Source organism: Nocardiopsis oceani, from assembly GCF_054777395.1.
In genome coordinates this window covers 1-19976 of sequence record NZ_BAAHAR010000001.1, presented here as the reverse complement: position 1 = coordinate 19976, position 19976 = coordinate 1, and the positions used below count along the sequence as shown (strand labels likewise).

Below are 19976 nucleotides of genomic sequence, written 5' to 3'. Positions count from 1 at the left end.
GCTGTGGATCAGCCCCGGTCGATCGTGATGACCGGCGAGGTCCAGGTCTCCCAGTGGTCCGGGTTGTCCGGGTCGCCGAGCGCCTTCAGGGCCCGGGCCTCCAGACGGTAGTCACCGTCGTCCACCTTGGTGACCCGGTCGAGCGAATCCACCACGGAACCGTCCCAGGCGTAGCTGAAGAAGGCCGTGCTGGTCTCGCTGCGGTTGACGTAGTCGACGTCGACCGCCACGTTGCGGTCCGGGTGGACCGGGCGGCCGGTGCGCTCGTCGATGACGATCATCTCGAGCTTGGTCACGTGGTGGTCGAAGTGCGCGATCACGTACGGGATGTCCGGCAGGCCGTCCACCCATTCCAGCGTGTAGGAGGCACCGTCGGGCTGGTTCTCGAAGGTGCCGCCGCTGGAGTCGGCGCACTCCAGACCGGAGAACACCTCGCATTCGGTGATGCGGGTCAGCCACGGCAGGTCGTGCACGGTGCCGTCCTCGTCGGTGATCGGGGTCATGGCCTCGATCTCCTGGTAGTCACCGTTGTAGGCGGCGTAGGGGACGCGGAAGGACTCCAGGTCCCCCTTGCCCTCGACTTCGGTGACCGTGACGTAGCCGCCGTAGAGCATCTGCTCGAGGTCCCGGGCGGGCGGGGTGACGGTCACGTCGACGTCCACGGAACCGCCGGGCTCGACGGTCACCTCGTCCTTGCTGAAGGAGGCTTCGGCGAAGGCGGTGTTGAAGTCCGGCACGAACGTGTCGCCGTGCGTGCCCATCGCGGGCTCGTGCGAGATCTCGTAGGTGGTCGTCTCGTCGCCGTCGTTGGAGACGGTGACGGTCTCGGTCACCGGCCCCTCGGTCGCGCCCAGGGGCAGCTTGGCGGGGGACAGGCCCGTGGTGGCCTGGACCGCGCCCGGGACGTCGAGCATGCCCGCGCCCTGGCGGTGGACGTTGTCCAGCTCGCCTTCGTCCGGGTTGCCCCACCACAGCGTCGGGTCCGCGGTGTTCTGGAGGACGTCGCGCACGTCGTGCGCCTCGATGTCGGGCTGGGCCTCCAGCAGCAGGGCGACGCCGCCCGCGACGTGCGGGGAGGACATCGACGTACCGCTGACGGTGGCGTATTCGCCCAGGTCCATCGGGTAGGTGGAGTTGATCAGACCGCCCGGCGCGCCCAGGTCGGGCTTGAGGTCCAGGTCGGGTGACATGCCGTACGAGCTGAAGCTGCTGATCATGCCCCCGGTCGGATTGGGAACGGTGACCTCCTCGTCGGTCCAGGTCAGAGTGACCGGATCCTCGCCCTCCATGAGCTCCAAGAGGTGGGCGCCGGCCTCGTCGGAGACCCCGATGGCGAAGGCGTCCTGGTCGACGATGCCGCCGCCGGCGAACATACCGGGCAGGTCGTTGTAGACCACGACACCGGTGGCGCCGGCGTCGAGCGCGACGTCGTACTTCTCGGTGAAGGTGCACTCGCCGCGGATCATGAGCGCGGTCTTGCCCTCGGGGTCGCCCTCGAGTTCGTCACCTTCGGACAGGCAGCCCCGGCCGATGTACTCGAGTTCGTCGGACTCGCCCGAGGTGGGCGGTAGGACCGCGCTGTCCATCTCCATGTAGGGAATGGATTCGCCGGTCTGGGTGGCCTCGGCCTCGGCGGCCTGGATGTGGGTGTTGTCGTAGGACGCGACGCCGATGACGTCCGCGCCCAGGCCCGGTGCGCCGGCGGAGTAGACGCCGCTGGCGCCCTCGTTGCCGATGGAGGCGACGACGACCATGCCCTCGTCGACCAGGTTGTCCGAGGCGATCGCAGTGGGGTACTGGGGCCAGGAGTGCGAGGAACCGATGCTCATGTTGAGCACGTCCATGTCGTCGGCGAGCGACTGCTCCATCGCCGCGATCATGACGTCCGCGGTGGTGGACCCGGTGCAGCCGAACACCTTGTAGGCGCCGAACTCGACGTCGGGCGCGACACCGGTGACCTCGCCCTCGGCGCCGACGATTCCGGCGACGTGGGTGCCGTGGCCGTTGCAGTCCTGGGGATCCTCGTCGGGAACCGGGGTGTCGCTCTCCGGGTCGCTGGCGTCGAAGTCGTCCCCGACGAAGTCGTGGCCGGCCACCACCCGGTCGTTGGGGAACTCGCCGGGGCCGCCGAGATCCGGGTGGGTGTAGTCGACCCCGGTGTCCATGATGGCCACACGCAGGCCCTCACCGGACAGGCCGAGTTCGCTCTGGACGATGTCGGCGCCGGTCATGCCCAGCGCCGTGTCCATTTCCGGCTCGCTGTCGTCGAGTTCGGGGATTTCGTGGCGGACGACCGGGTGGATCCCGGCGACTCCGGGGATCTCCCGGGCCGTGCTCACCTGGGTATCGTCCATCTCCACGGAGATGCCGTTCCACAAGTCGCTGAAGGACAGGCGTTCGGTATAGGAGAGCCCGAAGTCCTCCGCTTCGGCGCGGAACGCGGCGTGTTCGTCGTCGACGCGTGCGGAGGCCGCCCCTTCGGAGGTGGGCGGGCCGTCCAGTTCGATGAACCACAGGTCTTGGGCCTGGTGTGTCAGTTCGCCGTTCTCCGCGCTGGGCGCCGGGTGGAGCGGAGCGATCTCCGACCCCTCCTCAGCACTTGCCGGAGTGGCCGAGACCAGGCCCGCGATCAGTGTCAGCCCGGCGAGCTGCGCCAAGCGTGATCGGTGGGGTGCCACCTTTTCAACACATCCCTTCTCGTGCGCGCCTCAGGACACCGGGGGAACGGGCGGTCCACCGGGTACGGGTGTACGCACACGGGGGATACGCCGCTTGATGTCCGTATTCGGATGATCGGCGCGCATGGCAACGAGATCATTGCCGTGTGCGATTACGGTGTCAATGTGCATGGAGACTCAATATGGCTACGTGACGGACGAATGTTCCCGATGTTTCCTCATGGGTCACAAAGCCCTTAAAGCGGACATAAAGCGCTTTCGGTTCGTGAGTTCCACAAAATGTCCCGGGCGGAAATGCGGTTCCGGGTCTGCCATTCTGCGGACCCGTCGCACAGATTCTCGGAAAAGCGCAGGTGACAGCGTGTCCCCCTGGCGATCGGGCCGAACGGGAGCGCCCAGTAGGGTGGAGGAGTTGTCCCGCCCGTCGGCGGTACGACCGGTGTCGAATGAGCGAAGTCCGGTACCGCGGCCACATCCGGCCGCGCAACCCGGTGCTGTCCCGCAACTGTGAAGCCCCGCCCGCGCGGGGACGAGCCAGGCCGCCTCCTCGCCGCCGACGAACCCGTCCTCGTGGGAAGGACCGGCCGTCCCCGCCCTGGGCCGTGCTCCTCCCCCGGCCCACCGAAGGAGCACCGTGCGGATCGCCCGCCAATTCCCCGCCGCCCTCTTGGGTGTGACCCTGGCCCTGACCGCCTGCGGCACCACAGAGTCCGACTCCGAGCCAGCGGAGGAGACCGACGCCGCGGCCGTCGACTGCGGGGCGCCCGAGCCCGCCGACGACCGCGAGCCCGTCGGCGACGGCACGTTCCCCGTCACCGTGGCAGACATGGTCGGCGAGGTCACCGTGGAAGAGGAGCCCGAGCGCATCGTCTCGCTCTCCCCGAGCAGCACCGAGTCCCTCTTCGCCATCGGCGCGGGCGACCAGGTCGAGGCCACGGACGAGTACTCGTACTACCCCGAAGAGGCGCCCACGACCGACCTCAGCGGCTTCACCCCCAGCGTGGAGGCGATCAGCGAGTACGACCCCGACCTCGTGATCCTCTCCGGCAGCGCCGTCGACAGCGCCGACCAGCTCGTCGACGTCGACATCCCCACCCTCGTGCTGGGCGACGCCCTCGACCTGGAGGACGTCTACGCCCAGATCCGCCTCCTCGGCGAGGTCACCGGGAACACGGAAGAGGCCGACACGGAGGCCGACCGCGTCGAGACCGAGTTCAACGAGGTCGTCGACGCCACCTGCGCCGAACTTGGCGAGACCGAGCTCACCTTCTACCAGGAGCTCGACGACACGCTCTTCTCCGTGACCTCGGAGACCTTCGCCGGCCAGATCTACGACGCCTTCGGTCTCGTGAACATCGCCGACCAGGCCGACGACGACGAGAGCGGCGGCTATCCGCAGCTGTCCGCCGAGTTCGTGGTCGAGGAGAACCCCGACATGGTCTTCCTCTCCTACGGTGACGAGTCCCCCGACGAGTCGGTCGCCGCCGTCGAGGAGCGCCCCGCCTTCGACTCCGTCACCGCTGTGGAGAACGACGCGGTGTACGTACTCGACAGCGACATCGCTTCCCGGTGGGGACCGCGCGTGGTCGACTTCGCGCAGTCCGTCGGCGATGCCGTCAGCGAGACCGCAGACCAGTAGGGCCCGCGGGGCAACGAGGGGGATCAGCAGGTGAAGGGCTTCGGGGTGCCGGCAGGCTGGCTGGCGGGCAGCGCGGCCGTGCTGTTCGTGGCCGGGATCTTCGGCATCTCCGCTGGCGCCGCATCGCTCTCCGCGGCGGACATCCTCCGCCACCTGGTCAGCCTCCTGCCGTTCGGGACGGAGTCACCGCTCACCGAACGGCAGGAAGCACTGCTCATGGAGCTGCGGCTGCCCCGCGTGGTGATGGGCGCCGTCGTCGGCGCCCTCCTGGCCACCGCGGGCGGCGCCTACCAAGGTGTCTTCCGCAACCCTCTGGCCGACCCGTTCCTGCTCGGCGCGGCTTCCGGCGCCGGGCTGGGGGCCACCATGGTCATGGTCTTCGGCCAGGACCTGACCGCCGACCCCCGTGCCCTGGTGCCGGTTGCCGCCTTCTTCGGGGCCCTCCTGGGGGTGGCCACCGCCTACGCGCTCGGCTCCACCGCAGGGGGAGGGGGAACCGCGGCCCTGGTCCTGGCCGGAGTGGCCGTCTCGTCGTTCCTCTCCGCCGCGCAGACCCTCGTGCAGCAGATGGGTGTGGACCAGCTCCAGCGCATCTACGCGTGGCTCCTGGGCGGCCTCGGCCGGGGAGGCTGGGACGACGTCCAGCTCATCGCCCCGTACGCGATCGTGGGGCTGGTCGTCCTGCTGCTCAGCGGCTACCTGCTGGACATGCTCGCCCTCGGCGACGACAAAGCCGTCAGTCTCGGACTGAACCCGGCCGTGGTGCGGATGATCGTCATCGCCGCCGCCTCCCTGGCCACCGCGGCGGCCGTCTCCGTGAGCGGACTGATCGGCTTCGTCGGCATCGTCGTCCCGCACATAGTGCGCCGCCTCGTAGGGTCCAACTACCGGGCGATCCTGCCCGTCACCGTGCTGGCGGGCGGCGCCTTCCTCGTGGCGGTGGACATCGTCGCGCGGACCATCGTCGCCCCCGCCGAACTCCCCATCGGCGTGGTCACCGCCTTCCTCGGCGCCCCCTTCTTCGTTCTCATCCTGCGCACCACACGCCACCGCGGTACGTGATGCGAAGGCGTCGAACACTCTGGGAGACTGTTCCACGCTATGGAAATCACCTTGCTCGTAAGCCTCATCGTCGTCGTCGCCCTCCTGGCGGTTGGCGGGTTCTTCCTGGTCAGGACTCGACGCTCGGTCACGCCGAGCAAGGAGGAGGCCAAGCCCGAGGTCACGGAGGAGGCCAAGGCCGCACCGGAAGAGGACCGTGAACGGGACGAGGGGACGGTCAGCACACCCCCCGCCCACGCCCCTCCCGTTGAGGAAGCCGCCCCCGAGGCCCCCGCCGAACCCGCCGCACCCGAACTCGACACCCCGCCCCCGTCCGCGGGCCGCATGGTGCGCCTGCGGGCCCGCCTGGCCCGCTCCCAGAGCACCTTCGGCCAGGGCCTGCTCACCCTGCTCTCCGCCAAGACCCTCGACGAGGACACCTGGGAGGAGATCGAGGACACGCTCATCACCGCCGACATCGGTGTCACCTCGGCCACCCAGATCGTCGAGAACCTCCGCACCCGCGTCAAGGTGCTCGGCACCCGTGACACCGAAGAGGTCCGCGGCCTCCTGCGCGAGGAGCTCCTCAACCAGCTCGGCGCCGACACCGACCGCACCGTGCGCACGGAACCGCACGGCGACCGACCGGCCGTGATCATGGTCGTCGGCGTCAACGGCACCGGCAAGACCACCACCACGGGCAAGCTCGCCCGAGTACTGGTCGGCGACGGCCGCAGCGTGGTCCTGGGCGCCGCGGACACTTTCCGCGCGGCCGCCACCGAGCAGCTCCAGACCTGGGGCGGTCGCGTGGGCGCCCCGGTCGTCTGCAAGGACGAGGGCGCCGACCCGGCCAGTGTGGCCTTCGACGCCGTGGCGCGCGGTGTGGACGACGGCGCGGACACCGTCATCATCGACACCGCCGGGCGCCTGCACACCAAGACCGGCCTCATGGACGAGCTCGGCAAGGTCAAGCGCGTGGTGGAGAAGAAGTCCCAGGTCGACGAGGTCCTCCTCGTCCTGGACGCCACCACCGGCCAGAACGGCCTGCGTCAGGCCCGGGTGTTCGCCGAGGTCGTCAACGTCACCGGTATCGCCCTGACCAAGCTCGACGGCACCGCCAAGGGCGGCATCATCGTCCAGGTACAGCGCGAGCTGGGCGTTCCCGTCAAGCTCGTCGGCCTGGGCGAGGGGCCCGACGACCTCGCGCCCTTCGACCCAGAGGTCTTCGTGGACGCCATTCTCGGCTGAGCCCGCTGCCCGGCTGAGCCCGGGGCACCGCACACGACAGCGCGGCCGGACACCCGAAACGGGTGTCCGGCCGCGCTGCTTTTCGTTCTGCTTTTCCAGTTCACCGCCCCATTTCTCACCCCGTGTCATGGCCCCTTAACAGTCCTGGCTGGCCTTTTACGTCCGCGAAACGTGTCTGGCCCTATGGGGAAACACCCTGGTCGGAGAGTTGTCGCCGTGGTGATCTGCATCGGGCCCGATGATGCGCTCGCTGACTGCCGCCCCTCAAGACAATCCCCCGTCCGTCCCATGGAGGCGACGAAATGATTGACTCTGGCAACACTGCGTGGCTGCTCATGAGCGCCGCGCTGGTGATGCTCATGACCCCGGGCCTGGCTTTCTTCTACGGAGGCATGTCGCGGGCCAAGAGCGTCCTCAACATGATGCTCATGAGCTTCGGGAGCATCGCGATCATCAGCGTGCTCTGGGTGGCCGTCGGCCACTCGCTCACCTACGCGCCGGGATACGGCGCCTTCGAGATGTTCATCGGCGGCTTCGACTACGTCGGGTTGACCAACCTCATCGGTGAGGTCGAGCCGATGGACGGCACCGACGGCGGCTACCCGCTGCTCGTCGACGCCGGGTTCCAGCTGATGTTCGCCGTCATCACCACGGCCCTGATCAGCGGTGCCATCGCCGACCGCGCGAAGTTCGGCGCCTGGTTGCTCTTCGCCCCGGTGTGGGCGCTGCTGGTCTACTTCCCCGTCGCCCACTGGGTCTGGGGCGGCGGCTGGGTCGCCAGCATGCACGAGTTCACCGGCCTTCCCGAGGTCATCGACTTCGCCGGCGGCACCGCGGTCCACATCAATGCCGGTGCCGCGGCCCTGGCCCTGGTCCTCGTCCTCGGCCGCCGCAAGGGCTTCGGCACCGAGTCGATGCGCCCGCACAACCTGCCGTTCGTCCTGCTGGGCGCCGCGCTCCTGTGGTTCGGCTGGTTCGGTTTCAACGGCGGCTCCGCCTACGCGGCCAACGGGGAAGCCGCCCTGGCCCTGGTCAACACCCAGGCCGCGACCGCCGCCGCGACCGGCGCGTGGATGCTCGTCGAGCGCTTCCGCTACGGCAAGGTCAGCGCCCTGGGCTTCGCCTCGGGTGCTATCGCGGGCCTGGTCGCCATCACCCCGGCCGCCGCGAACGTCACCCCGGTCGGGGCGATCATCGTCGGCGCCCTGTCCGGCGCGATCTGTGCCTACGCCATCAGCTGGAAGTTCAAGTTCAAGTACGACGACGCGCTCGACGTCGTCGGTCTCCACATGGTCGGCGGCATCGTCGGCTGCCTCGCGCTCGGCTTCCTCGCCTCCGGCGCGGTGGGCAGCGACCCCGGGATCTTCTACGGCGGCGGAATCGGCCTCCTGGCCGCGCAGGCGATCTCGGTGATCGGCGTCATGATCTACACCTTCATCGTCACCTGGGTCATCGCCAAGGTCATCGACCTCCTCATCGGCTTCCGCATCGCCGAGGAGGTCGAGACGAACGGCCTCGACCACGAGCTGCACGCGGAGTCGGCCTACGCCTTCGACGAGCTCGAGGAACTGGAGGAGGAAGCGGTCTCCTCGCCGACGCCTCCGGGCGGGGAGACGGCCTCACCGCGGGCCAGGTCCTAGCCCTCAACGTCGAGGCCGCGGGTCTTGCGCCGCTGACGCGGTGAGGTGGCCCAGGGGCCGACGGGGAGAAATCCCCGTCGGCCCCGTTTGCGTGTTGCCAGCTGGCACCGGGTGCCAGCCGCACATGTGTACACGTGCGTGGAACGCAGTTGGCCGTGACCTGTGCCGGTGTTAGGTACCCTTTCGGGGCGGTGCGATAGCGGAGGCTGAAAGCACGGGGCGAAGGGCTGTCGGGGGCGGCCCGAAACACGACCCTCCCAGTGCCGAAGGCACAGCCCGCCGGCCACGGCCGGAAGCTGAGCACCCGCACCTCACGCCAGGGAGCGGCCGGGTGGCGGTTCATAGCCCCAAGGCCCTCCCCGATCACTTACTTCACGCCGATTCGTATCAGCACCCCACAGGTCGGGGTCAGGAGGCAAGATGGCGCCGGTTACTCGCAACAGGGGTCTTAGGACGTACTCGGCGGACACACGTTCTGGGGGCAGACGGTTGTCGCTCGCAGCGGTGGGCATGGTCGCCGCGCTGGGACTGGCCGGCTGCACTCTCGGCGAAGACGGTCCCGAAGAGGAGCCCGCCGAGGAGACCGCGGAGCCGGTGGACGCTGCACCCCTGCTCGAGGAGGCAGTGGCTGATCTGGCCGCCTACCCGGCACTCACCGCGGACGGACAGATCGCCGAGAGCGTCGGTGGAGAGGTCCAGGAGACCACCCTGACCGTCGCGGACGGCGGCGCGGCCAACGGAACGGTCACCGCCAACGACGTCGAGGCCGACCTGGTCGCGGCGGACGACAAGCTCTTCCTGCGCGCAGCCGAGGAGTTCTGGCTCGACAAGGGCGTCTTCGGCCCCGACAGCGACCAGTTCGACGACTCCTGGGTGCGCGCTTCCGTCGGCCAGGCGGGGATCAACCCGTCGAGCACGCTCGCCCCGCCCGCGCTCGCGGCGATCATCGAGGAGATCGGGGTGGCCGACGAGGAGGCTGTCGAGGAGAACCTCGACGACACCCTCGCCTACAAGGTCGACCTCAACGGCGAGCGAAACCAGCTCTGGATCGACGCCGAGACCAACCAGATCCTGCGCATCGAGATCGAGGAGCTGGTGCCCGAGGAGGGCGAGAGCGGCCCGCAGGTCCGCCTGGACCTCGCCGAGGCCGGCATGGACGAGGCCGAAGCGCTCTACACCAGCCTGACCAACACCGCCGAGGAGGAGCTCGACGGCTCCCGTGACGCGCGCATCGAGGTCAGTTGGGACGGCCAGCCCGAGATGGAGTGTGACGACGGCCCGCTATGCACCTGGTCCGGCACGGTGCGCGACGCGGGTGCCGACGGCGGCGGGTCCGTGCTCGTCCGCATGGACGTCACCTTCACCAACGAGGAGATCGGTGACGAGGAGTGCTCCGACAGCGGCGCCCTCGAGGCCGGCGGGACACTCAACCTGTCGTGTGACTCCAACTACAACATCGTCAGCGACGACCAGCAGACTTACGAGGTCGAGGGCGAGGCGCGCCTGTCCACCCGGGGTCTGAGCGCCAACCAGCAGGAGGAGATGCTGGCGGCCCTCGCCGAGCAGCAGGAGGCCACCCTCGCGGGCGGCGAAGAGGAGCCCGCCGAGGGTGAGGGCGACGAAGAGCCCGCGGAGGGCGAAGGCGCCGAAGAGGACGCTGAAGACGGTGCCGAGGGCGAGGACGGGTAGCCCTAGGTCCTAGCGGTGACCGGCGTAGCGGTGACCGACCCCTGACCGGGGCGGGGTTCGATGCCCCGCCCCTTCCCCTTGCCGCCGCTCCACCCCTTTCGCCTGCCGCCTGAGGGTGGTGGCGGGTGAATCGGATGGGGGTGTGCGCCGGAGGCGTCCGTTGAGGGTGGTGGCGGGTGAATCGGATGGGGGTGTGCGCCGGAGGCGTCCGTTGAGGGTGGTGGCGGGTGACGGGCGGGCAGGTAGGCTGGGGAGTCAATTCCGACGACGAAGGACTGGCCAAACTCGTGTTCGAGACGCTTTCCGACCGGCTGACATCGGTCTTCTCCTCGCTGCGCGGCAAGGGGCGGCTGTCCGAGGAGGACATCAACGCGACCGCGCGGGAGATCCGTCTCGCGCTGCTCGAGGCGGACGTGGCGCTGCCGGTGGTCCGCGAGTTCATCTCGCGGATCAAGGAGCGCGCCCGCGGCGAAGAGGTCTCCAAGGCCCTCAACCCCGCCCAACAGGTCATCAAGATCGTCAACGAGGAACTGGTCGAGATCCTCGGTGGCGAGACCCGGCAGGTCCGCTTCGGCAAGACCCCGCCCACCGTGATCATGCTCGCGGGCCTGCAGGGTGCGGGTAAGACGACCCTGGCGGGCAAGCTCGCCAAGTGGCTCGCCGACGACCGCAACACCCCGCTGCTGGTCGCCGCCGACCTCCAGCGCCCCAACGCCGTCACGCAGCTCCAGGTGGTCGGGGAGCGGGCGTCGACACCCGTGTTCGCCCCCCAACCCGGCAACGGCGTGGGCGACCCGGTCGACGTGGCCCGCGAATCCATCGAGCACGCGCGGCGCAACAACCACAACGTCGTCATCATCGACACCGCGGGCCGCCTCGGTGTTGATGAAGAGATGATGCAGCAGGCCGCGGACATCCGCGACGCGGTCAGCCCCGACGAGATCCTCTTCGTCGTCGACGCCATGATCGGTCAGGACGCGGTCAACACCGCCCAGGCCTTCCTGGACGGCGTCGGCTACGACGCGGTCGCGCTCACCAAGCTCGACGGTGACGCCCGCGGTGGTGCGGCCCTGTCCATCCGGCACATCACCGGTCGCCCGATCATGTTCGCCTCCACCGGCGAGAAGCTCGAGGACTTCGACCTCTTCCACCCGGACCGGATGGCTTCGCGCATCCTGGACATGGGTGACGTCCTCACGCTCATCGAACAGGCCCAGCGCACGTTCGACGAGGGCGAAGTCGAGAAGATGGCCTCGACGATGGCCTCGGACGACGACTTCACGCTCGACGACTTCCTCGAGCAGATGTCGATGGTCCGCAAGCTCGGCCCGATCGGCAACCTGCTCGGCATGATGCCCGGCATGGGGCAGATGCGCGAGCAGATCGACGGCATCGACGACAAGGACCTGGACCGCATCCAGGCGATCATCCAGTCGATGACCCCGGGGGAGCGCGGCAACCCCAAGGTGATCAACGGCTCCCGCCGCCTGCGCATCGCCAACGGTTCCGGTACCCAGGTCAGCGATGTCAACGGCCTGGTCACCCGCTTCTTCGAGGCGCAGAAGATGATGCGCAAGATGAAGAGCGGCGGCGGTATGCCGGGGATGCCCGGTATGCCCGGCATGGGTGGCGGCGGCAACAAGAAGAAGGCCAAGGCCCAGGCGAAGAAGGCCAAGAAGGGCAAGCAGCGCAGCGGCAACCCCCTGAAGGCCCGCCAGCAGGAGGCCGAGCGCGAGGCCGAGCGCAAGAAGCGCAAGGAGGAGGGCGGCCAGGAGATGCCGCAGCTGCCCCCGGGCCTCGGCGGTGGCGGCGGTGGCCAGCCCAACCTTCCGCCCGGTCTCGGTGGTCCGAACATGCCGGACCTGTCCAACTTCAAGCTGCCGAAGAAGTAGTGAGACCTGCCACGGCCCGCCCCGGGATCCCGGGGCGGGCCGTGTGTGTTAAGGATGTGTCCGGCCGCGCGCCTGTGTCCTGTCCAAGGAACACGTCCGCGTCTGGCACAATGAGGAGTCGACTAACGGTGGCCGGGCCGGCCCTCTAACTTGCCCGCCACCCACGTCATGCCTCGACGGGTTCCACAACCCCACGTGGGCCGCCTGTCAGGCGCCTAACACCGTTATTCGGGAGAAGACCACTCCAGTGGCTGTCAAACTGAAGCTCAAGCGTATGGGTAAGATCCGTACGCCCCAGTACCGTGTCATCGTCGCCGACGCCCGCAACAAGCGTGACGGCAAGGCGATCGAGGAGATCGGCAAGTACCACCCCAAGGAGCACCCGAGCTTCATCGAGGTCAACTCCGAGCGGGTCCAGTACTGGCTCTCCGTGGGCGCCCAGCCGTCCGACGCGGTGAAGGTCCTCCTGCGCAAGACGGGTGACTGGCAGAAGTTCAAGGGCCTTGCCGCCCCGGCTCCGCTGCAGGTTGCCGAGGCGAAGGACCCCGAGGCCCAGGAGGCCGCTTTCCAGGCCGCTCTGAAGGAGCTCGTGCTCCCCGGTCAGGAGAAGAAGGCCAAGAAGTCCGAGAAGAAGACGGACAAGGACAAGGCGGAGAAGGCGGCCGACAAGCCCGCCGAGAACGCCGAGGCTGAGAAGAAGTCCGAGGGCGAGGCCTAATCGTGCTGGAAGAGGCGCTTGAGCACCTCGTGAAGGGGATCGTTGCGAACTCCGACGACGTCCAGGTGAGAGCCAAGCGGCTCCGCAAGGGCAAGGTTCTGGAGGTCCGCGTCCACCCCGACGACCTTGGCAAGGTCATCGGCCGCAACGGCCGGACCGCCAAGGCACTGCGGACCGTCGTCGGCTCACTCGCCGGTGGCCGCTATGTCCGTGTTGACCTGTTGGACCTGCACGAAGTGCGCTGACGCGCCTCTCGGGGCGCCGATCTTGACGGTCGGCGCCCCGCAGTCGTGCCCGGGGACCCTGCGGTTCCCGGGCACGACGTTCCTCAGGGGGAGGCCCCTGGGGTGGAACGCACCGCCGGAGGGCGGGGCACCAGGGGGAAACCCGGGGAGCCCCGCAGGAAACCCGAGGGGCACCACGGGGGAACCCGGGGACGACCACTCGCGGACCCCCTGAGGGCTGCGGGCCTCGGGGCCACTGACACCGATAGGAAGCACTCATGCGACTCGTGGTGGGCCGGATCGGCCGCGCGCACGGTATCCGCGGCGACGTCGCAGTCGACGTGCGCACAGACGACCCCGGGGCCCGGTTCACCGACGGCGCCGTATTCCACACGGACCCCGCGTCCGCCGGACCGCTGACTATTCGCTCGACCCGGCGGCACAGCGGCAAGCTGCTCGTCCGCTTCAAGGGGCTGACCGACCGCGACGCCGCCGAGGCGTTGCGCGGTACCGCCCTGATGGTGGACTCCGAGGACATCGTGCCCTTGGACGACCCGGACGAGTTCCACGACCACGAACTCATCGGCCTGACCGTCGCCACCACCGAGGGCGAGACGGTGGGCACCGTCGAGGACGTCCTCCACCACGCACAGGACGTCCTCGTCATCACCTCCCAGGAGGGGGAGGAGATCCTGGTGCCGTTCGTCGGACCCCTGGTCCCCGAGGTGGACGTGGCCGCCGGGCGGATCGTGATCGACCCGCCCCCCGGCCTGCTCGACCTCCAGAACACCGACTGAGCGAGTACGCAGTGCGCATCGACATCATCAGCATCTTCCCCGACTACTTCGCCCCGCTCGAGCTCTCGCTGATCGGTAAGGCGCGCGAGGCGGGGCTCTTGGACGTGTCCGTGCACGACCTCCGGGACTGGACGCACGACCGGCACAACACCGTCGACGACACCCCGTACGGCGGCGGCCCCGGCATGGTGATGAAGCCCGAGCCGTGGGGCGAGGCCCTCGACGAGGTCGTGGCGGAGCGGCCCGCGCGGCTGATCCTGCCGACCCCGAGCGGACGCCCCTTCACCCAGGCCGACGCCGAGCGGCTGGCGGGCGAGGAGCACCTGGTGTTCGGCTGCGGCCGCTACGAGGGCATCGACTCACGGGTGGCGGTGGACGCCGCCCAGCGCATGTCGGTCGAGGAAGTCAGCATCGGTGACTACGTCCTCAACGGGGGCGAGTCCGCGACGCTGGTGATGGTGGAGGCGATCACCCGCCTGCTGCCGGGCGTGCTCGGCAACCGGGAGTCGCACCTCCAGGACTCCTTCGCCTCGGGTGGTATGGAACACCTGGTCGAGGGGCCGGTGTACACCAAGCCCGGCACCTGGCGGGGCCAGGAGGTCCCACCGGTACTGCTGTCCGGCAACCACGGCGCCGTCGACCGCTGGCGCCGGGACCACGCGCTGCGCAAGACCGCCCGCAACCGCCCCGACCTGGTGGCGGCAACTCCGGAGGAGAGTCTGGACCGGCGCGACCGCGAGGTCCTCGCCGAAGAGCCGGCCACCAGCGCTCTTGACCAGGCGGTTCGGGGCGGCGGCGATCATGTGGCAAACTAGGTGAGTTCCCCCCTGGTGATCCCAAGGCATCCGCATGCCGGCAGCACGATGTCGGCCTCTGTGTCGGTCACCGGGTGGTTCGACCAATCAGACCCAACAGGGCCTCGCCCGCGCACCCCCTCCCGGGAACAGCCCGGGGGCAGGACGCGGCGCGCTATTGATGAGGATTCGCGAGATGCACACCGCCATTCAAGAGCTGGAAAAGGCTCAGCTTCGTACCGACGTTCCGGAGTTCCGTCCGGGTGACACGCTCAACGTTCACGTCATCGTGACGGAGGGCACCCGCACCCGTACCCAGGTCTTCAAGGGTGTTGTCATCCGCCGCCAGGGTTCGGGCAACCGCGAGACCTTCACCGTCCGCAAGGTGAGCTACGGCGTGGGCGTGGAGCGCACGTTCCCCATCCACACCCCGGCCATCGAGAAGTACGAGGTCGCTGCCCGCGGTCGCGTGCGTCGCGCCAAGCTGTACTACCTGCGCGAGCTGCGCGGCAAGGCCGCCCGTATCCGCGAGCGCCGCGAGCCCACCAAGAAGTAGGTCTTGCCTGATCCGGCCGGAACCGTGTCCCCTGGTAGGGCGGCAGGATAGGCTTTCGGCCGATGAGCAAAGACGAGAGGGACCCCGGCGCGGACGGGTCCCAGGACGAGGATTCCGCCCGGCCCGGCCCGGAGGAGCAGAGCTCCGCCACTGGCTCCCAGACGCATGAGCGCCTGGGAGCCAGTGGCGTATCCGATGCCGGGGGCCAGGAGTCGGAGGAGAGGGCGGACGAGGACATGGGCAAGTCCCAGAGCAGTGCCAAGAAGAAGGGGTCGTTCTGGAAAGAGCTGCCCATTCTGATCGCGATCGCCCTGGTCCTGGCGTTCGTCATCAGAACCTGGGTGATGCAGGCGTTCTTCATCCCTTCGACGTCGATGGAGAACACGCTGCTCGTCGGCGACCGCGTCCTGGTGAACAAGGTGGTCTACCAGGTCCGCGACATCGAGCGCGGTGAGGTCATCGTCTTCAACGGCGACGGGTCGTGGGACGACCCGAACACCGTGGACATCCCCGAGCCCACCAACCCCATCAGCCGCGGTTTCACCTGGGTGCAGCAGCAGCTGGGTGCTGCACCCACGGGCAAGGAGTACATCAAGCGGGTCGTCGGCCTGCCGGGTGACACCGTGGAGTGCTGTGACGAGCAGAACCGCGTCCTGGTCAACGGGGTCCCGCTCGACGAGGACGCCTACCTCTACCCGGGCAGCACGGAGAGCCACACCGAGTTCGGGCCGATCGAACTGGCCGACGACGAGCTGTGGCTCATGGGCGACCACCGGGCCATCTCCTACGACTCCCGGATGAACCAGAACAACCCGGGGGGCGGGGCGGTGCCCGTCGACCACGTCGTGGGCCGGGCCTTCGTGATCATCTGGCCGTTCAGCCAGGCCGGATCCCTGAGCGTTCCCCCCGCGTACGAGGAATTGAACGACGCCTTGGAGTGACGAATCTTCGCAGGTGAGAGCGGTTCCCCTGAGGCTGGCAGCGGATTCGGCAAAGGAATTCTGCTCGAGGGGGCACAAAAGTCCGTTCCGTGACGCATGATGGATCTCGGATCGTATCGGCGTTCTCCGAACGCGTGGCACGCGTCCCGGACGGGAACAACCCGGTTGGCCGCGGTGTCCACGTGGAGGAGAACCGGCACACCACGACCGGAGAGTGCTGACGAAAGCGAGCGCGCACATGAGTTCTGAGGACCTGGAGAAGTACGAGGCCGAGATGGAGCTCCAGCTCTATCGCGAGTACCGCGACGTGGTCGGCCTGTTCGGCTACGTGGTGGAGACCGAGCGCCGTTTCTACCTCACCAACCACGTGGACCTGCAGCCCCGCTCGACGGAGAACGGGGAGATGTACTTCGAGGTCGTGATGGAGGACGCGTGGGTCTGGGACATGTACCGTCCCGCCCGGTTCGTGCGCAACGTGCGCGTGGTGACGTTCAAGGACGTGAACGTCGAGGAGATCACCAAGTCCGACCTCGAGCTGCCCCCGACCGACGGTGGAGCCGCCCCCGAGTAGTGAGCTGGCACGGCCCGCGCTGAGACCCTTCCTGCGGGCCGGGTTATCCACAGGAAAAACTGACCCCTGGTGCGCCGGGCACTGATCACCGACCGTGGTTACGGGAGGTGGTCGCCGGTGGAGCGGTGGGCCGAATACCGAAGGAAACTGGGACGCCGCGGCGAGGAGCTCGCCGTGGTCTACCTCGAACGCGCCGGAATGCGGGTGGTGGCCCGCAACTGGCGGGCCCCGGGCGGTTCCGGGGAGATCGACATCGTGGCCAGGGACGGGCCGGTCCTGGTCGTCGCCGAGGTCAAGACCCGCAGTACTCTGCGGCACGGCCACCCGGTGGAGGCCATCACCGCGCGCAAGCGGTACCGGCTGCGCGTGCTGGCCCGGAGCTGGGCCGTGCTGCACCGCCACCCACCGCGCCCCCTGCGGGTCGACGGGGTCTGTGTGCTGATCACGGGCGGCCGGGTGTTCGTCTCCCACGAACGGGGGATGGCCTGATGTCGCTCTCCCGAACCCACTGCGTCACCCTGCTGGGTGTGCAGGGGCACATCGTCGAGGTGGAGGTGCACCTCGGCGGCGGTGACCCCGGCACCACTGTTGTGGGACTGCCCGACACCGCCCTGCGCGAGGCCCGGGACCGGATCCGCGCGGCCGTGGCCAACAGCTCGGAGAGCTGGCCCAGCGGACAGATCACCGTGAGCCTGTCCCCGGCCAGCCTGCCCAAGTCCGGAAGCCTCTTCGACCTGGCCATCGCCGGAGCGATCCTGGCCGCCGCCGGCGAGGTGCCGGCCGACCGCCTGGCCGACACCGTACTCATCGCCGAACTCGGCCTGGACGGCCGGACCCGTCCGGTGCGCGGGCTGCTGCCCGCGGTGGTCTCCGCCGCGGAGCAGGGGTTCAAACGGTTCGTGGTGGCCACCGGCAACGCGGCCGAGGCACGCCTGGTCCCAGACATCGAGGTGACGGCCGTGGCCGACCTCGCCGAGCTGTGCGGCTGGCTGCGCGGGGACAGTGAGCCCGAGCAGCCGCCGGACGACGGGGTCCCGGCGGCCGAACCCGTCCATCAGGGTCCCGATCTGGCCGATGTGCTGGGGCAGCCGGTGGCCCGGCGGGCCGTGGAGATCGCGGCGGCCGGCGGCCACAACCTGCTGATGCTGGGCCCGCCCGGTACCGGCAAGAGCCTCCTGGCCGAGCGCCTGCCCACGGTCCTGCCGAGGCTGCACCCGTCCGCGGCACTGGAGGCCACCGCGATCCACTCCGTGGCGGGGCTGCTCCCAGCGGGATCCCCGCTGGTCACCGTGCCGCCCTTCGCCGCACCGCACCACACCGCCAGCCGGGCCTCGATCATCGGCGGCGGACACGGCAACCCGCAACCGGGCTGGGTCTCCAAGGCCCACCACGGCATCCTGTTCGTGGACGAGGCCCCGCAGTTCGGCCGCGGGGTGCTGGACGCGCTCCGCGAACCACTGGAGCGCGGGGAGGTGGTGATCGCCCGCGCCTCCTCCACGGTGGCCTTCCCAGCCCGTTTCCAACTGGTGCTGGCCGCCAACCCCTGCCCCTGCGCCAAACCGGGCAACCTCTGCACTTGCCCATCGGGTGAGCGGCGCCGCTACTTCTCCCGGCTGTCCGGGCCGCTCCTGGACCGGATCGACCTCAAAGTCGAACTGCAACCGGTGGCCCGGGCCGAACTGCTCGCCGACCGCGCCTTCGCCGAGTCCTCCGAGACCGTGGCGGCCCGCGTGTCCCGGGCGCGGGACCGTTCGCGGAAACGCTTGGCCGACACCCCGTGGAGCACCAACGCGGCCATCCCCGGTGCGCGCCTGCGCCGGGACTTTCCGGTGGAGCCAGCCGCCCTGCGGGTGCTCGGCAGGGCGATGGACTGCGGCGAGATCAGCGCACGGGGCGTCGACCGGGCGCTCCGGGTGGCCTGGACCCTCGCCGACCTGGCCGACCGGGACCGTCCGGGTGAGGAGGACACCGCCTATGCCTACGCCCTGTGGTCGGGCAGGGCGTGGTGAGCGCCGGACGGCGCGTGAACACCGGCTTTTGGAAAGCGGGATCGGATGTGGGAAGGGGACGGTGTGACCGGGGACGAGGCGGAGGTCCGGGCGCGGGCCTGTCTGACGGCGGTGGCCCCGCCGAGCGACCCTTGGCTGGGGTCGGTGCTGGCCGAACACGGCGCGGCCCGGGTGTGGGCGGGGCTGCGGGCCGGGGAGCCGCCACCGGAGACCGGGGACGGACCAGCCGGGCAAGCGGACCGGCGCGTCCTTCGAAGGTGGCGGAGCTGGTCGGGCCAGGCCCGGGAGGTGGACGCGGACGGGCTGCTGTCGGCGTCAGCGGAGGCCGGTGTGCGGTTCGTCGCCCCCGGCGATCCGGAGTGGCCGGGACGGCTCGACGAACTGCCGGGCGGACGGCTCTGTTACGGGCTCTGGGTCAAGGGCTGGGGCGACCTGCGCAACCTGTGCCTGCGCTCGGTCGCGGTGGTGGGCTCGCGGTCACCCAGCTCCTACGGGAACCACGTGGCGTCGGAGCTCTCCTACGACTTGGCCGAGCGGTCCTTCACGGTGGTCTCCGGTGGTGCCTACGGGATCGACGGCGCGGCGCACCGGGCGGCCCACACGGCGGGGCACACCGTCGCGGTGCTCGCCTGCGGCCTGGACGTGGACTACCCGCGGGGGCACGCCGGACTGTTCGCGGACGTGGCGATGACCGGTGCCCTGGTCAGTGAACGGCCGTTGGGACGCACCCCGCAGGCCCACGACTTCCTGGTGCGCAACCGGCTGATCGCCGCCCTCACCCCGGGAACCGTCGTGGTGGAGGCCGCCCGGCGAAGCGGGGCACTGAACACCGCCACGCACGCCAACGACCTGAACCGGGTGCTGATGGCCGTGCCCGGCCCGGTGACCTCGGCGCTGTCCGTCGGCTGTCACCGCCTGCTCATGGAGGGGCGGGCCAGCTGCGTCACCCGGGCGGACGACGTGGTGGAGCAGATCGTCCCGCTGGGTGAGGCCGAGCCCGAGGAGTCGGGTCCGCTTCCGGTCCCGGCCGACCTGGACCCGGAGACCGCGCGGGTGCTCGGGGCCGTCAACCGCCAAGGGGTGGGGACCGCCACCGCGGCCCTTTACAGCGGCGGTGACATGGAGGGCACGATCCGCGCCCTGGGTATGCTGGCCGCCGCGGGGTTGGTGGAACGCTGCCCCGCGGGTTGGCGCCTGCCCGACCGGAGGACCCGGCGCAGGCCCGGCTGAGTCCTTGCTGGTCGGGGACAGCGAAACCCGCGTCGCCGAAGGGGCCGAGGTCATCGGCCGCACGCTGCGCACCCGTGCCCGGACCAAACCCGTCTACGTGCCCGTGGGCCACCGCGTGGACCTGGAGGGCGACGCTGACCTCATCCTGCGGATGTCGCCCAAGTACCGGATCCCCGAGCCCATGAGGTGCCCCGAGGTTTCCGGACAGGGACCCAATACAATGGTCTCGTAAGGAAACGAGGGGAAACGTGGGCAGGACAAGCAAGTACTCACCGGAGTTCCGCGAGGAAGCGGTACGCTTGGTGATCG

Annotated in this window: 17 protein-coding genes and 1 pseudogene; 17 read left to right on the top strand and 1 reads right to left on the bottom strand. The window is 69.5% G+C overall.

The window, feature by feature from the left end; translation table 11 throughout:
• Positions 1-8: 8 nt before the first annotated feature.
• Positions 9-2678, bottom strand: a complete 2670-nt coding sequence (locus tag ACYVDG_RS00090; protein ID WP_460745433.1) for a S8 family serine peptidase — start codon at positions 2676-2678, stop codon at positions 9-11.
• A gap of 634 nt (positions 2679-3312) precedes the next feature.
• On the opposite strand from ACYVDG_RS00090, the gene ACYVDG_RS00085 reads away from it, so the two are divergent.
• The 17 genes and pseudogenes from ACYVDG_RS00085 to ACYVDG_RS00005 form a co-directional block, all read left to right on the top strand.
• On the top strand, positions 3313-4317 hold the full coding sequence (locus ACYVDG_RS00085) for an ABC transporter substrate-binding protein (RefSeq protein WP_460745429.1): 1005 nt from the start codon (positions 3313-3315) through the stop codon (positions 4315-4317).
• 30 nt (positions 4318-4347) lie between these two features.
• Positions 4348-5379: a FecCD family ABC transporter permease gene (locus ACYVDG_RS00080; RefSeq protein ID WP_460745428.1), complete on the top strand. Its 1032-nt coding sequence runs from the start codon at positions 4348-4350 to the stop codon at positions 5377-5379.
• 39 nt (positions 5380-5418) lie between these two features.
• Positions 5419-6606, top strand: a complete 1188-nt coding sequence (ftsY, locus tag ACYVDG_RS00075; protein ID WP_460745426.1) for a signal recognition particle-docking protein FtsY — start codon at positions 5419-5421, stop codon at positions 6604-6606.
• 302 nt (positions 6607-6908) lie between these two features.
• Positions 6909-8246 (top strand): ammonium transporter, encoded by a 1338-nt coding sequence (locus ACYVDG_RS00070; protein WP_460745423.1) that lies wholly within the window; start codon positions 6909-6911, stop codon positions 8244-8246.
• Between the two features lie 420 nt (positions 8247-8666).
• Entirely contained in the window at positions 8667-9935 is a 1269-nt protein-coding gene (locus tag ACYVDG_RS00065) for a PepSY domain-containing protein (RefSeq protein WP_460745421.1), read from the top strand.
• Positions 9936-10222: 287 nt separating this feature from the next.
• A complete protein-coding gene (gene ffh, locus ACYVDG_RS00060) occupies positions 10223-11827 on the top strand; it encodes a signal recognition particle protein (protein WP_460745831.1) in 1605 nt (534 codons plus the stop codon).
• Between the two features lie 247 nt (positions 11828-12074).
• The gene (gene rpsP / locus ACYVDG_RS00055) at positions 12075-12545 is read left to right on the top strand and encodes a 30S ribosomal protein S16 (RefSeq protein WP_460745420.1); all 471 of its coding nucleotides are present in this window, start codon (positions 12075-12077) and stop codon (positions 12543-12545) included.
• 2 nt (positions 12546-12547) lie between these two features.
• A complete protein-coding gene (locus ACYVDG_RS00050) occupies positions 12548-12790 on the top strand; it encodes an RNA-binding protein (RefSeq protein WP_460745418.1) in 243 nt (80 codons plus the stop codon).
• 257 nt (positions 12791-13047) lie between these two features.
• Positions 13048-13566, top strand: a complete 519-nt coding sequence (gene rimM, locus ACYVDG_RS00045; RefSeq protein WP_460745416.1) for a ribosome maturation factor RimM — start codon at positions 13048-13050, stop codon at positions 13564-13566.
• An 11-nt stretch (positions 13567-13577) separates the two neighbouring features.
• Positions 13578-14381, top strand: a complete 804-nt coding sequence (gene trmD / locus ACYVDG_RS00040; RefSeq protein WP_460745413.1) for a tRNA (guanosine(37)-N1)-methyltransferase TrmD — start codon at positions 13578-13580, stop codon at positions 14379-14381.
• A gap of 175 nt (positions 14382-14556) precedes the next feature.
• Positions 14557-14916, top strand: coding sequence for a 50S ribosomal protein L19 (rplS, locus tag ACYVDG_RS00035; protein ID WP_460745410.1), 360 nt, complete (start codon positions 14557-14559; stop codon positions 14914-14916).
• Between the two features lie 62 nt (positions 14917-14978).
• Positions 14979-15857 (top strand): signal peptidase I, encoded by an 879-nt coding sequence (gene lepB, locus ACYVDG_RS00030; protein WP_460745407.1) that lies wholly within the window; start codon positions 14979-14981, stop codon positions 15855-15857.
• 238 nt (positions 15858-16095) lie between these two features.
• Positions 16096-16428: a DUF2469 domain-containing protein gene (locus ACYVDG_RS00025; protein ID WP_460745402.1), complete on the top strand. Its 333-nt coding sequence runs from the start codon at positions 16096-16098 to the stop codon at positions 16426-16428.
• A 117-nt stretch (positions 16429-16545) separates the two neighbouring features.
• Positions 16546-16917 carry a YraN family protein gene (locus ACYVDG_RS00020; protein ID WP_460745830.1) on the top strand — a complete coding sequence of 124 codons (372 nt, stop codon included), beginning with the start codon at positions 16546-16548 and terminating at the stop codon, positions 16915-16917.
• Positions 16917-18437, top strand: coding sequence for a YifB family Mg chelatase-like AAA ATPase (locus ACYVDG_RS00015; RefSeq protein WP_460745399.1), 1521 nt, complete (start codon positions 16917-16919; stop codon positions 18435-18437). Before ACYVDG_RS00020 ends, ACYVDG_RS00015 begins: the two co-directional genes overlap by 1 nt.
• A gap of 63 nt (positions 18438-18500) precedes the next feature.
• On the top strand, positions 18501-19667 hold the full coding sequence (dprA, locus tag ACYVDG_RS00010; RefSeq protein ID WP_460745394.1) for a DNA-processing protein DprA: 1167 nt from the start codon (positions 18501-18503) through the stop codon (positions 19665-19667).
• A 1-nt stretch (position 19668) separates the two neighbouring features.
• A pseudogene (locus ACYVDG_RS00005) lies at positions 19669-19899 on the top strand (endonuclease V); the annotation flags it as partial.
• Between the last annotated feature and the right edge of the window lie 77 nt (positions 19900-19976).

Coding starts and splice junctions, on each gene's coding strand:
- rplS (WP_460745410.1), top strand. CDS start 14,557: ATGCACACCGCCATTCAAGAGCTGGAAAAGGCTCAGCTTCGTACCGAC.
- ACYVDG_RS00070 (WP_460745423.1), top strand. CDS start 6,909: ATGATTGACTCTGGCAACACTGCGTGGCTGCTCATGAGCGCCGCGCTG.
- ACYVDG_RS00015 (WP_460745399.1), top strand. CDS start 16,917: ATGTCGCTCTCCCGAACCCACTGCGTCACCCTGCTGGGTGTGCAGGGG.
- ACYVDG_RS00065 (WP_460745421.1), top strand. CDS start 8,667: ATGGCGCCGGTTACTCGCAACAGGGGTCTTAGGACGTACTCGGCGGAC.
- ftsY (WP_460745426.1), top strand. CDS start 5,419: ATGGAAATCACCTTGCTCGTAAGCCTCATCGTCGTCGTCGCCCTCCTG.
- ACYVDG_RS00025 (WP_460745402.1), top strand. CDS start 16,096: ATGAGTTCTGAGGACCTGGAGAAGTACGAGGCCGAGATGGAGCTCCAG.
- lepB (WP_460745407.1), top strand. CDS start 14,979: ATGAGCAAAGACGAGAGGGACCCCGGCGCGGACGGGTCCCAGGACGAG.
- rimM (WP_460745416.1), top strand. CDS start 13,048: ATGCGACTCGTGGTGGGCCGGATCGGCCGCGCGCACGGTATCCGCGGC.